Origin of the sequence: Citricoccus sp. CH26A (genome assembly GCF_000224415.1) — a bacterium.
In the GTDB taxonomy this organism is placed as follows: Bacteria; Actinomycetota; Actinomycetes; order Actinomycetales; family Micrococcaceae; genus Citricoccus.
Genome location: NZ_AFXQ01000017.1, coordinates 34,452 through 49,349 on the forward strand (window position 1 = coordinate 34,452; position 14,898 = coordinate 49,349).

11 protein-coding genes and 1 pseudogene are annotated in these 14,898 nt (G+C 71.1%); 6 read left to right on the forward strand and 6 right to left on the reverse strand.

Features of this window, described 5'->3' with window-relative positions; translation table 11 throughout:
• Positions 1 to 26 precede the first annotated feature (26 nt).
• From rpsR to rpsF, 3 genes and pseudogenes are all read right to left on the reverse strand, one after another.
• Complete coding sequence (gene rpsR, locus CITRI_RS0111050; protein ID WP_010144869.1) at positions 27 to 266, reverse strand: 30S ribosomal protein S18; 240 nt, start codon at positions 264 to 266, stop codon at positions 27 to 29.
• Positions 267 to 472: 206 nt separating this feature from the next.
• Positions 473 to 1,047, reverse strand: a pseudogene (locus CITRI_RS17450) (single-stranded DNA-binding protein).
• An 82-nt stretch (positions 1,048 to 1,129) separates the two neighbouring features.
• On the reverse strand, positions 1,130 to 1,441 hold the full coding sequence (gene rpsF, locus CITRI_RS0111060; RefSeq protein WP_010144871.1) for a 30S ribosomal protein S6: 312 nt from the start codon (positions 1,439 to 1,441) through the stop codon (positions 1,130 to 1,132).
• A 239-nt stretch (positions 1,442 to 1,680) separates the two neighbouring features.
• Between rpsF and CITRI_RS17455 the strand changes: the two genes are divergently transcribed.
• Positions 1,681 to 2,259, forward strand: coding sequence for a DUF1697 domain-containing protein (locus CITRI_RS17455; RefSeq protein WP_010144872.1), 579 nt, complete (start codon positions 1,681 to 1,683; stop codon positions 2,257 to 2,259).
• Positions 2,260 to 2,318: 59 nt separating this feature from the next.
• On the opposite strand, the gene CITRI_RS0111070 is transcribed toward CITRI_RS17455, so the two are convergent.
• Together CITRI_RS0111070 and CITRI_RS0111075 are read right to left on the reverse strand one after the other, a co-directional pair.
• Entirely contained in the window at positions 2,319 to 3,683 is a 1,365-nt protein-coding gene (locus CITRI_RS0111070; protein WP_010144873.1) for a M18 family aminopeptidase, read from the reverse strand.
• A 124-nt stretch (positions 3,684 to 3,807) separates the two neighbouring features.
• A complete protein-coding gene (locus tag CITRI_RS0111075; protein ID WP_010144874.1) occupies positions 3,808 to 5,310 on the reverse strand; it encodes a glycosyltransferase family 87 protein in 1,503 nt (500 codons plus the stop codon).
• 365 nt (positions 5,311 to 5,675) lie between these two features.
• On the opposite strand from CITRI_RS0111075, the gene CITRI_RS0111080 reads away from it, so the two are divergent.
• Complete coding sequence (locus CITRI_RS0111080; RefSeq protein ID WP_010144875.1) at positions 5,676 to 6,761, forward strand: inositol-3-phosphate synthase; 1,086 nt, start codon at positions 5,676 to 5,678, stop codon at positions 6,759 to 6,761.
• Between the two features lie 123 nt (positions 6,762 to 6,884).
• Positions 6,885 to 8,639 carry a formate--tetrahydrofolate ligase gene (locus CITRI_RS0111085; RefSeq protein WP_010144876.1) on the forward strand — a complete coding sequence of 585 codons (1,755 nt, stop codon included), beginning with the start codon at positions 6,885 to 6,887 and terminating at the stop codon, positions 8,637 to 8,639.
• On the opposite strand, the gene CITRI_RS0111090 is transcribed toward CITRI_RS0111085, so the two are convergent.
• Positions 8,631 to 10,295 carry an HD domain-containing protein gene (locus CITRI_RS0111090; protein ID WP_083843423.1) on the reverse strand — a complete coding sequence of 555 codons (1,665 nt, stop codon included), beginning with the start codon at positions 10,293 to 10,295 and terminating at the stop codon, positions 8,631 to 8,633. The two genes, CITRI_RS0111085 and CITRI_RS0111090, sit on opposite strands and share 9 nt — an antisense overlap.
• An 81-nt stretch (positions 10,296 to 10,376) precedes the next feature.
• Between CITRI_RS0111090 and CITRI_RS17460 the strand changes: the two genes are divergently transcribed.
• The 3 genes from CITRI_RS17460 (at position 10,377) to CITRI_RS0111110 (ending at position 14,802) form a co-directional block, all read left to right on the forward strand.
• On the forward strand, positions 10,377 to 10,970 hold the full coding sequence (locus CITRI_RS17460) for an NUDIX hydrolase (protein ID WP_050813667.1): 594 nt from the start codon (positions 10,377 to 10,379) through the stop codon (positions 10,968 to 10,970).
• On the forward strand, positions 10,967 to 12,706 hold the full coding sequence (gene murJ / locus CITRI_RS0111100; protein ID WP_010144879.1) for a murein biosynthesis integral membrane protein MurJ: 1,740 nt from the start codon (positions 10,967 to 10,969) through the stop codon (positions 12,704 to 12,706). The genes CITRI_RS17460 and murJ overlap by 4 nt, the downstream gene beginning before the upstream one ends.
• Positions 12,707 to 12,879: 173 nt before the next feature.
• Positions 12,880 to 14,802, forward strand: a complete 1,923-nt coding sequence (locus tag CITRI_RS0111110) for a hypothetical protein (protein WP_141566080.1) — start codon at positions 12,880 to 12,882, stop codon at positions 14,800 to 14,802.
• The last annotated feature ends 96 nt before the right edge of the window (positions 14,803 to 14,898 follow it).

Genomic DNA, 14,898 nt, shown 5'->3' on the forward strand with positions numbered 1-14,898 from the left:
ATCTGTTCCTTCCTCGACTCGCGCGATCAGCCGCGGCCAGCGCCGGAGTAAGGAAGCAGGGCAACCTCACGGGCGTTCTTGATGGCCTGGGCGATCTTGCGCTGCTCCTGCACGGTCACGCCAGTCACGCGACGGGCACGGATCTTGCCGCGGTCGGAGATGAACTTGCGCAGCAGGGCGACGTCCTTGTAGTCGATGACGGTGATGTCAGCGGCCTTCAGCGGGTTGGACTTTGGTTTGGGCTTACGGATCTCAGCCTTCGCCATCGTGGTGCTCCTTCAATCGTCGGGAGCCCGCAGAACGGTTCTGCGGGATGGGATCGCAGGCGGCGGGTGGCCGCCTGCTGCCGCCGTACGGGAAACGGTTCCCGACGGCGTCCGGCGGGGTTCGCGCCCTCCAGGGCACCTCCCCGCCGGGGGGATCGGTGATCGGCTCAGGTCCGCTCACCGGAGGTGAATCAGTACTGCTCGGATCAGAACGGGGGCTCGTCGTTGCCCGGGGTGTCCCAGGAACCCGCGGAGGTGGAGGACCCACCCCACGGATCGTTGGAACCGCCACCGGAACCCCAGCCGGCGTTGCCGCCGCCCTGGCCCCCGGCGTTCCCGCCCTGGTTGAACCCGCCGGCCTGGCCGCCGCCGAAGCCGCCACCCTGGCCGCCGCCACCGAAGCCCCCGCCGCCTCCGCGGCCGGACTTGGTGACCTTGGCCGTGGCGTACCGCAGCGAGGGACCGATCTCGTCCACGTCCAGCTCGTAGGAGGTGCGCTTCTCACCCTCGCGGGTCTCGTAGCTGCGAGCCTTCAGCCGGCCCTGGGCCACCACGCGGGTGCCCTTGGTCAGGGACTCGGCCACGTTCTCGGCCGCCTCCCGCCAGATCGAGGCGCGGAGGAACAGGGTCTCCCCGTCCTTCCACTCGTTCGACTGGCGGTCGAAGGTCCGGGGGTGGAGGCGATGGTGAAGTTCGCCACCGCGGAACCGGACGGCGTGAACCGCAGTTCCGGGTCTGCCGTCAGGTTCCCGACGACGGTGATGATGGTCTCTCCGGCCATGGTGCCTCCTGTGGACTCTTCGGACGTTCTGGTCGCTGGACTCAGCGGGTGGGTGCGGCACCGTCACCGGCGCCGCGCGGGATCACTCCGCCTCTGCGGTGATCTTCTGCTCTTCCGGGCGGATGATCTTGGTGCGCAGGACGATCTCGTTCAGGCCCAGCAGGCGGTCGAGCTCCTTGGAGGTGTCCGGGGTGGACGTGAAGTTGACGACGGCGTAGATGGCCTCGGTCTTCTTCTGGATCTCGTAGGCCAGGCGGCGCCGGCCCCAGAGATCGAACTTGTCCACGGTGCCGCCGTCCTTGGTGACGACCTCGAGGTACTTCTGCAGGGTCGGTTCAACGGTGCGCTCGTCCACTTCGGGATCAATCAGCACCATCAGTTCATATGCACGCATGCGAACCCACCTCCTTCGGGCTAGTGGTCACGGTCTTTCCGTAACAGGAGGTTCTGTGCGGTGGTTCCGCGCGGGATCCGTCATGGGACGGCACGCAGAAAACCTCGACCATCATACCCGCTGGTGGCAATGGTCCCGAACCAGGCCCCACTCTGCCGGGGTGCATCACCCGGCCGCCACAGCCCGGACCGTGACTGTGGACACTGGCACCGCGCCGGTCCGCTGTGCAGGATGGGACCATGGCCTCCGCCCCGCGTTCCGACCACACCCACGTCCTGTTGTTGCGGGGCATCAACGTCGGCGGGCACGCGAGGGTGCCCATGGCCCACCTGCGCCAGATCGCCACCGCGGCGGGCGCCCTCGAGGTCACCACCCACCTGAACTCGGGCAACGTCCTGTTCCACGTGGACCGGCGGCCGGGGCACGAGGCCGACGCGGACGCGTGGGACATCGCGTACGGGGTGGAGTCCGCCCTGGAGGCAGAACTCGGGCTGGCCGTGGCGGTGATCCCCGCGAGCAGGGCCGACCTGGACACCGCACTGGCCCTGCACGCGCAGCTGGCCTTCGCCGGCGGGGAGGGCAAGCTGACCCACCTGGTCCTGCTGGCCGAGCCCGCCGATCCCGAGCAGGCCGACGCGCTCGAGGCGGTCGACGCCGGTGACGACCGGTGCGCGGTCACCGGCAGGTTCGTGTGGGTCCGGTACGCGAACTCGTCCCGGACCTCCGCGCTCACCCTCGACCGCATCGAGCGGACCCTGGACACCCGGGCCACCGCCCGGAACCTGCTGACCGTCCGCAGCCTGGCGGCCGTCGGCTGACCCCGCAGGCGGCCACGCCCGGCCCGGCGGGACGGACCGCCTCAATGGGACGGACCGCCTCAGGCCCCGGAGAAGAACGATCCCACGGCGGCGGCCAGGTACCCGGGGTCCTGGGCCCCGCACATCTCGCGGGCGGAGTGCATGGACAGCAGCCCGATGCCCACGTCCACGGTGCGGATGCCGAGCCGGGTGGCCGAGATGGGGCCGATCGTGGACCCGCACGGCACCGCGTTGTTGGACACGAACTCCTGGAACGGCACTCCCGCGTGGGCGCACCAGCCGGCGAACGCGGCGGCACCGGCCGCATCGGTGGAGTACCGCTGGTTGGCGTTGATCTTCAGCAGGGGACCGGCGTTGGGCCGCGGGTGGTTCACCGGGTCGTGCCGCTCGGCGTAGTTCGGGTGGACCAGGTGACCGGCGTCGGCGGACAACAGCCAGGAGCCCGCGAACGACCGCGCCGGGCCCTGTCCCGCGACGTCCAGCGCGTCCAGCACGCGGCGCAGCACGTCCTCCAGCACGGGGCCGGCCGCTCCCGAGCGCGATGCCGAACCCAGCTCCTCGTGGTCGAACGCCGCGAGCACGGGGATCACCGGCGCATCGGCCGCCGGCGCCGGGGCGGGATGTGCCTCCAGCGCCACCAGTCCGGCGTGCACGGAGGACAGGTTGTCCAGCCGCCCGGAGGCGAAGAACTCCTCGGACGCCCCGAACAGTCCCGGTGCCTGGGTGTCCGCCATGACCACGTCGAAACCCCGGACCGCCCCCGGCTCCACCCCGGCGGTGCGTGCGAGCACGGCCAGGATGTCGGCCGGGGCGGTCCTGCCGCCGGCAGCGCCCCAGATCGGGTTCATGTGCTGCTGGCGGTCCAGCGTGAGCCCGTTGTTCACGTCCCGGTCCAGGTGGATGGCCAGTTGCGGGAAGCGCGCCACGGGCCCGGTGGCCGCGAGGTGTTCGGTGCCGTCCTCGGTCACCAGCCGGCCCGCGAGGCACAGCTCGCGGTCCAGCCAGGAGTTCAGCAGCGGCCCGCCGTAGACCTCCACGCCGGCCTGCAGCCAGCCCTCCCGGCCGGTCGTCGGGCGGGGCTTGAGCTTGAACGTCGGGGAGTCCGTGTGGGCACCCAGGATGCGGAACACCGGCACGGCACCGGCCGGGCCGGTCCCGGACACCCGGGCCCCCGGGAGCCCGGCGCCCTCGGGAATCCGCCAGGCGATGACGGCCCCGTCCCGGACCAGGACGTACCCGCCGGGCCGGGCGGGGAAGTCCGCGCGTTCATCCACTCGGGTGTAGCCCACCGCCTGGAGGCGGCGTGCCACCTCGGCGGCCGCGTGGTAGCTCGAGGGGCTGGCCTGCACGAAACCGGCGAGGTCCTGCAGGTGGGGGTGGCCGGCCAGGGAGCCGGCGGGGGTCACGGAGTCCGGTGCGGTCATGGTCCTACCGTACGGGGCGCCCCTCCCCGCCGCGGTGGTCCCCGCACGTCACCGCCCCGCACGTCACCGCACCTCACCGCCCTGCATGCCTCCCCGGTCGGCACGCCGTACCGGCTCCCGCAGGTCACCAGGCCGTCCGGGCCGCCTCCCGGTGCCGCCTCACCAGCCACGGGGCGCGGTCCGGGGCGTCGTCGTAGTGGCCTCCGAGGGGGTCGTCCACGGGCAGCCGCTCCGCCTCCGTGGCGTCGAAGCCCAGGTGTTCCATGCGGGCCGCGGCCGCCTCCAGGCCCCGTCCTGAACCGGCGCCCGCGGCGGGCCGGGTCCAGATCCGCCCGCCGGGCAGCGAGGCCCGCACCGGGTCGTCCCAGGGCGCGAGCATCTGCTCGACCACGCGGCCCATGAGGTACAGGGTGGCAGCCATGTGCCCGAGGATCGCCAGGACGTAGAACGTGTCGTCCATGGAGTGCTGCACCTCGGAACCGGAGGCCCCCTTGGCCAGGTACATCCAGATCGCCCAGAAGTGCAGCACCTCGACGAACTGCCAGATCAGGAAGTCGCGCCAGCGCGGGACCGCGAGCGCCGCCAGCGGGACCAGCCACACCACGAACTGCGGGGAGTACACCTTGTTGCACAGCACGAACGCGGCGACGACCAGGAAGGTCAGCTGGGCCAGCCGCGGCCGGTAGCGGCAGCCGACGCCGAGCGCGAAGATGGCCGCGCAGGCCAGGAAGAAGGCCCCGTAGGCCAGCAGGGACAGGTCCTCGGCGCGGATCTCCGGACCGCCGATCCTGCCCATCGTCACGTTCCAGGCGTGCCAGACCGAGGACAGGCCCGGGCCGCGTTCCCCGGAGAAGGTGAAGAACACGCTCCAGGCGGCCAGGTTGCCGATCATCATCGGCAGGTTGACGGCCAGCCAGGCGATCACCGTTCCCAGCGTCGCCCACAGGAACGGGGCCCAGCGCCGCGAGCGGACGGCCAGGATCAACAGCGCCCCCAGGATGAGCAGGGGATAGAGCTTCATCGCGGCCCCCAGCCCGAAGAAGAGACCGGCCAGCAGGGGCCGGCGTCCGCCGAACAGCCACATGCCCACGGCCAGCAGCGCCACCGCCCACAGGTCCCAATTCACGGACCCGGCCAGGATGATGCCCGGCGCGACCGCCACCATGACCGCGTCCCAGGGCCGGCGGCCGGCGGACCTGGCCGTGACCACCACGGTCACGATCCACAGCACGGCCGTGAGGAGGAAGTTCACGTCCCAGTAGGCCAACGTGGGGTTCAGGTCGCTGAACGGCAGCATCCCCGAGACCACCGCGGCGATCGAGGCCACCACGGACATCAGCACCGGATACTCGAAGCCGGCCCCGGCCGCGAAGGGCGCGAAGGGGTCCTCGGCGAACCCGCGCCCACCGTAGAGCGCGGCCCAGTCCGAGTAACAACCGGCGTAGTAGACCTCCGGCTGTCCCCAGCCGCCCAGCCGGCACGGGGTCTTCAACAGCACCGCGACGACGGCCGAGAGCGTGGTGAGCAGGATCATCACCCGCAGGGGGGTGAAGAACGAGCCACCGGTGCGTCCGGGGACGGTGTGCCGGCCCACCGGACCGCCGAGCCCCTCCCGCAGCCGGCGCACCAGCCCGTCCGTGCGCGAGGGTATGGAGGCCGGGACCGGAGCGCCGCCGTCGGGACCTCCGGCGCCGGTCCGGGACGGGGCCCCGGGGGTCCGCGGGCCGGGGCCGGGGTGCGCAGGCTCATGGTGCCCATCCTAGGAGGGACCCGGCACCGGCCCTCCCCCCGGAAAGGGCCGGGAATGCTGCGGCACGGACGGCGGTTGGACACCGATGCGGATGAACGTCGTCATCCGGCGTAAAGTGGATGGGGTCGTGCCCGCCCGTCAAGGGCCGGGAGCACCCTCACTGCATCGACGTCCCGGACCACCGGGGCTCGGTCCGTCGCGCCCGTGCGGCCGCAGGACCATCAGGACAACAAGGAGTACCGGTGTCGAAGAAGCCGATTCGTGTGGCCATTGCGGGCGTGGGCAACTGCGCCACCTCCCTGATCCAGGGGGTCGAGTACTACCGCAACGCCTCCGCTGACGAGCAGGTCCCGGGCCTCATGCACGTCCAGTTCGGCGACTATCACGTCTCCGACCTGGAGTTCGTCGCCGCCTTCGACGTCGATGCCAAGAAGGTCGGCGTGGAGCTCTCTGCCGCACTGGTCGCCTCCGAGAACAACACCATCAAGATCGCCGACGTCCCGGCCACCGACGTGACCGTCCAGCGCGGACCGACCCTCGACGGCCTGGGCAAGTACTACCGGGAGACCATCGAGGAGTCCGGTGCGGAGCCGGTCGACGTGGTGCAGGTGCTCAAGGACACCGACGTGGACGTCCTGGTCTGCTACCTGCCCGTGGGGTCCGAGGAGGCCGCGAAGTTCTACGCCCAGGCCTGCATCGACGCCCGGGTCGCGTTCGTCAACGCCCTGCCCGTCTTCATCGCCGGCACCCCCGAGTGGGCGGACCGGTTCACCGCAGCAGGCGTGCCGATCGTCGGTGATGACATCAAGTCCCAGATCGGTGCGACCATCACCCACCGCGTCATGGCCAAGCTGTTCGAGGACCGCGGCGTCACCCTGGACCGCACCTACCAGCTGAACGTGGGCGGCAACATGGACTTCAAGAACATGCTCGAGCGCGAGCGCCTCGAGTCCAAGAAGATCTCCAAGACCCAGGCCGTCACCTCCAACACCTCCGCGCAGCTCAGCGCGGACGACGTCCACATCGGCCCGTCCGACTACGTGTCCTGGCTGGACGACCGCAAGTGGGCGTTCGTGCGCCTGGAGGGGCGCAACTTCGGCGATGCCCCGGTGTCCCTGGAGTACAAGCTGGAGGTCTGGGACTCCCCGAACTCCGCGGGTGTGATCATCGACGCCGTGCGCGCCGCCAAGATCGCCCTGGACCGCGGCATCGGCGGCCCCATCCTCTCCGCCTCGTCCTACTTCATGAAGTCCCCGCCCGTGCAGCACCATGACGAGGAGGCGCACGAGCTGGTCGAGGCGTTCATCCGCGGGGACATCGAGCGCTGACCCGGTCCGGGCGCCGAGCGCCCGACCGGTGCTCCGGAGGCCGATAGGACATGTCAGGACCGGGTCTCCCGGGGGCTGACGTGTCCTATCGGCCTCCCGTCGCGTTGTGGCAGGATCTGCCGCATGAACGACGCCGAGATCGCCGCCGCCGCCACGTTCCTGCCGGTCACCGAGCTCGCCCGGCGGTCGGCGATCCCCGAGGAAGCCCTGATCCCCTACGGGCATCACATGGCCAAGATCGACCCGGCGCGGCTGCCGCGGTCCCAGCGGACCCCGGGCCAGGTCGTGCTGGTCACCGGCATCAGCCCGACGCCGGCCGGTGAGGGGAAGTCCACCGTCACCGTGGGCCTGGTGGACGGGCTGAACGAGCTGGCCGCCCAGGCGGACGGCCCGGCGTGGTGGCGGGGCAGGACGGCGATGGCCGCCCTGCGCGAACCGTCCCTGGGCCCGGTGTTCGGGATGAAGGGCGGCGCCACCGGCGGCGGTCACGCCCAGGTGGTGCCCATGGAGGAGATCAACCTCCACTTCACCGGCGACTTCCACGCCATCACCGCGGCCCACAACCTGCTCTGCGCGCTCATCGACAACCACCTGCACCAGGGCAACGCGCTGGGCATCGACCCGCGGACCATCGCCCTCAAGCGCTGTCTCGACACCAATGACCGCGCCCTGCGGCAGACCGTCATCGGCCTCGGCGGCCGCAGCCAGGGCGTGCCTCGGGAGAACGGCTTCGAGATCACCGTCGCCACGGAGACCATGGCCGTGTTCTGCCTGTCGCGGGACCTGGAGGACCTCAAGTCCAGGCTCTCCCGGATGATCATCGGGCGCACGCATGACAAGCAGCCCGTGACCGTCGGCCAGTTGGGCCCGAACGGCGCCCAGGGTGCCATGGCCGTGCTGCTCAAGGACGCGTTGAAGCCGAACCTGGTCCAGACCCTGGGTGGCTCCGCGGTGCTGATCCACGGCGGGCCGTTCGCCAACATCGCCCACGGGGCGAACTCGATCATCGCCACCAACACGGCCCGGTCCCTGGCCGACCTGGTGGTGACGGAGGCGGGGTTCGGCGCAGACCTCGGCGGGCAGAAGTTCATGGACATCACGGCCGTGGCCGGTGGCTTTCCCCCGGCGGCCTCCGTGGTGGTGACCACCGTCCGGGCCCTGAAGATGAACGGCGGACTGTCCCTGGGCGAGGTGAACGCCGGCGCCGCCGCCGGGGTGGCCGACAGCACGGCGGAGACAGAGGAGCAGCGTCACCTGGCCGCCCTCGAGTCGGGGGTGGCCAACCTCGAGCGCCACGTGCAGAACCTGTCCGTCTACGGGGTGCCGGTCATCGTCGCCGTCAACCGCTTCCCGCAGGACACGGACGCCGAACTGTCCTGGCTCACCGACTGGTGCGGCCGGGCCGGCGTCCGGGTCGCCGTCGCCGAGGTGTGGGCCCGGGGCGGGGCCGGTGCCGTGGAACTGGCCCGCCAGGTCACCGAGGCCATCGCCGAGGGGACCGCCTCGTACCGGTCCCTGTGGACGGAGACCATGGATGTCGAGGAGCGCATCGACGCCGTGGTGCAGCGGATCTACCGCGGCTCTCACGTGGAGTACGCCGCCGAGGCCAAGCGTCAGCTGGCCCAGCTCACCGAGGAGGGCTGGGGCCACCTGCCTGTGTGCATGGCCAAGACCCAGTACTCGTTCACGGACGATCCGAAGGTCCTGGGTGCCCCCACCGGTTTCGGCATCACGGTCCGCGAGCTCGTGGTCCGGCCCGGCGCCGGGTTCATCGTGGCCCTCACCGGGACCATGATGACCATGCCGGGGCTGCCCAAGGCGCCCGCCGCGGACGTCATGGACGTGGACGCGGACGGCCGCATCAGCGGCCTATTCTGACGCCTCTGACGCCTCCGCGGCCTCGGGCTGCTCCGCCCACCAGCGCAGCAGCTCCGCGCGGGCCACGTCCTCGTCGTGCGGCCCCTCGTCCAGTCGCCACTCCAGCAGGTGCTTGTAGGCCCGGCCCACCACGGGCCCGGGACGGATCCCCAGGATCTCCATGACCTGTGTGCCGTCCAGGTCCGGCCGCACCGCGTCCAGCTGCTCCTGTTCGGTGATCTCCTCGATCCGACGCTCCAGGTCGTCGTAGGCGTGTGCCAGGCGCTCGGCCTTGCGCCGGTTGCGCGTGGTCACGTCCGAGCGCGTCAGGGCGTGCAGCCGGGGCAGCAGCGGGCCCGCGTCGGTGATGTACCGGCGCACCGCCGAGTCCGTCCAGCCGGCGTCGCCGTAACCGTAGAACCGCATGTGCAGCTCCACCAGCCGGGCCACCGCCTTGATCGTGTCGTTGTCGAACTTCAGGGCCCGCATCCGCTGCTTGACCAGCTTGGCCCCCACCACGTCGTGGTGGCGGAAGGAGACCGCCCCGTTCGGTTCGAACCGCCGGGTCCCCGGCTTGCCGACGTCGTGCATCAGGGCCGCGAAGCGCAGGACGAAGTCCGGCGCGGGCACGTAGGTCCCCGACGGCGGCTCGAACTCGCGGTCCTCGGCCCCGGCGGTGGCCGGCTCCGGCCCGGCCCGTTCGGTGTCCCACCGTTCCCGGAGCCGCGCGGGGTACTCGTGGTCGATGGCCTGCTCCAGGACCGTCAGCGAGTGGTCGTAGACGTCCTTGTGGCGGTGGTGCTCGTCGGTCTCCAGCCGCAGGGCCGGCAGTTCCGGCAGCACGTGGTCGGCCAGGCCGGTGTCCACGAGCAGGTCGAGGCCGGCCCGGGGATGGGCGCCGTTGACGAGCTTGACCAGTTCCTCGCGCACGCGCTCGGCCGAGATGATGGAGATCCGCTCGGACATGGCGGTCATCGCCGCGACCACGGAGTCGTCCACGCCGATGCCCAGCTGGGAGGCGAACCGGGCCGCCCGCATCATGCGCAGCGGGTCGTCCGAGAAGGAGTCCTCGGGGGTCCCGGGGGTCCGCAACCGGCCGGCCGCCAGGTCCCGCACCCCGCCGAAGGGGTCCACCAGCTCCAGGGCCGGCAACCGGATGGCCATCGCGTTGACGGTGAAGTCGCGGCGCAGCAGGTCGTCCTCGAGCGAGTCGCCGAAGGCCACCTGCGGCTTGCGGGAGTCCGGGTCGTACTGTTCGGCGCGGTAGGTGGTGACCTCCAGTTGCCAGCCGTCCTTCGCGAAGCCGATGGTGCCGAATCTCCGCCCGATGTCCCAGTGCGCGTCCGCCCAGCGCCGGCCGATCCGCAGGGTGGTGTCCGGGTCGGCGTCCGTGGTGAAGTCCAGGTCCGGGGACACCCGGCCCAGGAACAGGTCGCGCACCGGCCCACCGACCAGGGACAGCTCGTGGCCGGCCTCCGCGAACAGGCGGCCGAGTTCGAGCACCACGCCCGGCAGCCTCGAGCCGGTGGGGAAGCCGGCGGGCAGGTCGACGTCGGCCGTGGAGACCGTCGTGCCCGGTCCGGTGGCGCGGCCGGTGCGGGCGGTCGTGGCGGACGGGGTCACGGGTGGCGTCGCGGGCGCGCCGGACAGGGGCTGGGATGCTGCAGAGGGATTCATCGTGTGGTTAAGGGTGCCAGATCCCACGCCCGGATCCGACACTCCGGAACGCGCCCGCGCGGGGCCGCTACAGTGGAACGCATGGCTCATCCCGTCCCGAGCGCGCCGAAGCGCACGCCGCTCACCGCATCGGTGGGCCGTCGCGTGCCTCGACGCCCCGGACAGCCCGGGGCCGGCGGGGAGACCGCCCCCGGCGTCCTGCCCACCGTGGAGGAGGTCTCCGCCGGCGGTGTGGTGGTCCGCAGGATCGGCGGCCGGCTCGAGGTGGCGATCATCGCCCGCTACAACCGGGGCGGACGCCTGGAGTGGTGTCTTCCCAAGGGCCACCCGGAGGGGTCGGAGACCCACGAGGAGGCCGCCATCCGTGAGGTGGAGGAGGAGACCGGCATCGCCGGGGAGGTCCTCGCCTCGCTGGGTTCCATCGACTACTGGTTCACGGTGTCCAGCCACCGCGTGCACAAGACGGTGCACCATTACCTGCTCAAGGCCACGGGCGGGGAGCTGACGACCGAGAACGACCCGGATCACGAGGCCGTGGACGTGGCGTGGGTGGAGCTGGACGTGCTCAACGCGAAGCTCTCCTTCCCCAACGAGCGCCGCATCGTGGACCTCGCCCGGGACGTGCTGCCCGATCATGAGGACCGTCTCCCGGACCTGCCGGACCGGGCACGGTGAGCCGGAACGCCACCACGGCAGTGACGGGCGCGGGCACCACCGAGAAGCTCGACGCCGGCAGCACCGCCCGCTCCAGCGCCATCATGGCCGCGGGGACCATGGCCTCCCGCGTCCTCGGCTTCGTCCGCACGGCCCTGCTGGCCGTGGCGATCGGTTCGACGGCCGTGGTCGCGGACATCTTCGAGACCGCCAACACCATCCCGAACATCATCTACATGCTGCTGGCCGGCGGCGTGTTCAACGTGGTGCTGGTCCCGCAGCTGATCAAGGCCGCGAAGAGACCCGACCAGGGTGCGGACTACACCTCCCGGCTGATCACCCTGGCGGTGATCGTCATGGCCGCGGCCACCCTGGTGATCACGGTCGCGGCGGCCCCCATCATCCAGTCGCTGACCAGCGGCTGGTCCGAGCCGAAGCTGGTCCTGGGCACGGCCTTCGCGCTGTGGACGTTGCCGCAGATCTTCTTCTACGGGCTGTACGCGGTCATCGGGCAGGTGCTCAATGCCAACGGCCGCTTCGGCGCGTACATGTGGGCCCCCGTGGCGAACAACGTGGTGGCGATCCTGGTGATCAGCCTCTACCTCGTCCTGTTCGGCTCCTTCACCGCCGGAGAGGACCAGCTGACCCAGTGGTCCACCGCCCAGACCGTCCTGCTCGCGGGTGGGCACACCCTGGGGATCGTGGTCCAGGCGCTCGTGCTGTTCATCCCGCTGAGCCGGCTGGGCCTGGGCCTGCGGCCGAAGTTCGGCTGGAAGGGGATGGGCCTGCGCTCGACCGGCCGGCTCGCCGCCTACACGCTGGTGACGATGATGGCGGGGAACATGGTCAACCTCCTGGTGGCCCGTCTGGTCTCCGGGGCCACCGAGGCGCGTTCGGACATCGACGTCACGGCCGGCACCGATGCCGCCGTCCAGGCCGCCTCGATCCCGGGCCTGTACGCCCTGAACACGGCCCAGCTCATCACGGTCCTGCCCCACTCCGTGTTCGTGCTCTCCCTGGCCACCGTGCTGTTCAACCAGCTCGCCCGCTCGCTGCACAACCGGGACCTGCCCGAGGCACTGCACACCGTCAGCCTGGGGTTGCGGAACTTCGCGGTGCCGATGATGTTCGCCATGGTCGTGGTGCTGGTGCTGGCCGGTCCCCTGGGTCGGATCTTCGCCGGATCCTCCGCTACCGCGGCCGCCTCGGGCGTGGCGATCGGCCAGTTGCTGGTGCTACTGGCCCTGGGCATGCCGTTCCGCTCCGCGCACATCTACCTGATGCGGGTGTTCTATGCCGACGAGAACGCCCGGGTCCCGATGATCGTGCAGGTGGGCACCGCGGCCTGCACCCTGGTGATCGCCTACATCGGCGGGCTGTTCATCCCGACCTGGACCATGGCGTACCTCATCGTCGCGGTGTTCACCGTCCTGCACGTGGCCCAGTTCGTCGCCGCGCACGTGCTGGTCCGCCGCCGCTACGGAGACTACGGCTCCGGTCAGGTCCTGGACACCTACCTGCGCACCGGGGTGGCCGCCGTCGTCTCCGGACTGGCCGGCGGGCTGGTCCTGTGGCTGATGGGCGGGTACTCCGGTGGATTCCCGTGGTCCTCGATCGTCAACGCCCTGGTCTCCTGTGCCGTGGTGGGCGCCGTGATGGCGGTGGTCTACCTCCTCGTGCTGCGGGCCATGCGCCTGCCGGAGCTGGCGGCGTTCCTGGGTCCCCTGGCCCGCCGGATCCCGGGGCTGGCACGGTGACTTTCCGCGTCTCATCCCGGCGGTTCACCCCCGCAGAGCCCGCGGGGGGTCGTAGCATGGTCCCGACCACACCCGGGCCGGCCGGTGTCCAGTCATGACTGACATGACCGAACAGCAGGGCAGGACGCGCTGCACCACCGTCGCCGCCCGGGCCACCGACCTGGAGGAGCACCGTGCCGCAGCCCATTGAAGAGGGAATGGTCCTGGGAGGCCGATACCTCGTCACCGGACACGTGCTGACCTCGGCGGACCAGGACATGGTCCTGGACGGTCGCGACCAGGTCCTCAACCGGGACGTCTCCATCCTGGTCGCCTCCTCCGACCACGCCTCGCAGGTGGCGGCCTCCGCCCGGGAACTGGCCACCGGTGAGCGCCAGGGCGCCATCCAGGTCCTCGATCTCGGCCTGAGCGAGGGCCGCACCTACCTCATCGCCGGCGGCAGTCCCGAACCGGACGAGTTGCTGGACATGACCCGCGAGCAACAGGTCTACGTGGAGCCGTTCCAGACCGACACCCTCGGTTCCGAGATCTTCGGCGAGGCCCGCACCTATGAGCCGCACGTGTACGAGGACGACGAGGACTACTACGAGGACCTCGACGACAGTTTCGCCGTGGAGGGCCCCGAGCGGCGCCGTCCCCGTTTCCTGAAGGGCATCTCGGAGCGGCTGAGCGAGCGCCTGGGATCCCACGATGCCGCGAAGGACGCCGTCTCCGGTGGAGGCGCCACCGCGGGCGCCGTTGCCGCCGGTCGGGATCGGGACGACGACGACCGCCCGGTGCACGACGGTGACGCCACCGGTCCGGACCCGTATCGTTCGGCGGTACGCCGCACGAACGAGAAGCCGCTCCCGGACACCGTCAGCGACGACGACTGGACCGGTACCCACGAGGTGGCCGTCGATCCCGGTCCCGCCCCTGACACCGCACCCCACACCGTGGCGGACCGTGCGGCCGACACCGGCAAGGTGCGCCGCACCGGCGTCGCCGGTGGTGCGGCGACGGGGACGGCGGCCGCTGCGGCTGCTGCCGCGGACACGGGGACCGGTCCGGGGTCCGCCGCTTCCGGTTCCGGGGCCGCGGCCGGCGCTGCCGCGGCTCAGGACACTCGGGACAGGAACACCGGGACCGAGCCGGACTCCGGCGCCAGGATGGAGCCCAAGGACCGCCAGGACGCCGATGTCGCCCCCCGGCGTCCGAAGGTCAGCCTGTGGTCGGACGACGAGGGCGACGACCCGGCAGGGCGGAAGGGCCGCGGTGGTGGCACCGCCGCGGCTGCGGGGCTGGCCGCCGGCGCTGCCACCGCCGCGACCGCAGCCGCTGCCGGTGACCGACGGGATGCGTCTCGCAACGCGGGTCCCGCGGCTTCCGCCGTCGGTGCGTCCCCGGACCACCGCGAGGACGTCGACGTCTTCGCGGACGACTATGAGGACGAGGACTACCAGGACGAGGACAAGCCGGGTGGCGCCCGCTGGATCCTGGGGGGCATCCTCGCCCTGGTGCTCGTCCTCGGGGCCGTCTTCGCCTTCAACCTGCTGGGCAACAATCGCGATCCCCAGGCCGGCCCCGGAGAGGACACCACGTCTTCCCCTGCCACCGGGGAACCCACCGAGCAGGAGGGGGCATCCGACCTGCCCGAGCCGGTGATCGCCGGGGCCACCCGGTTGGTGCCGGACAATCCGCAGCTGAGCGCTGACACGGACAACACGCTGGCCAACGCCATCGACGGCAACCCCGCGACTGCCTGGCAGACGTTCTCGTTCGCGCAGCCGGTGTTCGGCGGTTATGCCGACTCCATGGCGTTGGTGATCGAGCTCGAGGAGCCCAGCGCCATCAGCCAGGTCGACATCGCCCAGAACAACGGCAGCGGCGGTTCCTTCTCGGTCCTGCTGAACGACGCCCCCGAACTGGACGGGGCCAGCCAGATCGCCGAGGGTTCCTTCACCGGCCCCCAGGTCAGCGTTCCCGTGAGCGGTGAGAACGGCGCACCCGCCGAGGCGCGGTACGTGATCATCAACTTCACCGAGCTGCCGCAACTCTCCAATGCCTCCGCGAACCTCCCCTACGGCCTGCGGATCGCCGAAGTAGAGGTGCAGTAGCACCACCCCGGTCCGCCGGGGGAAACGCTGTTCCTCCGGGCGGTAGTGCGTGCGGTGCACGGAATAGGTTCCCCTATGGTGGTGTTCCACCCTAGA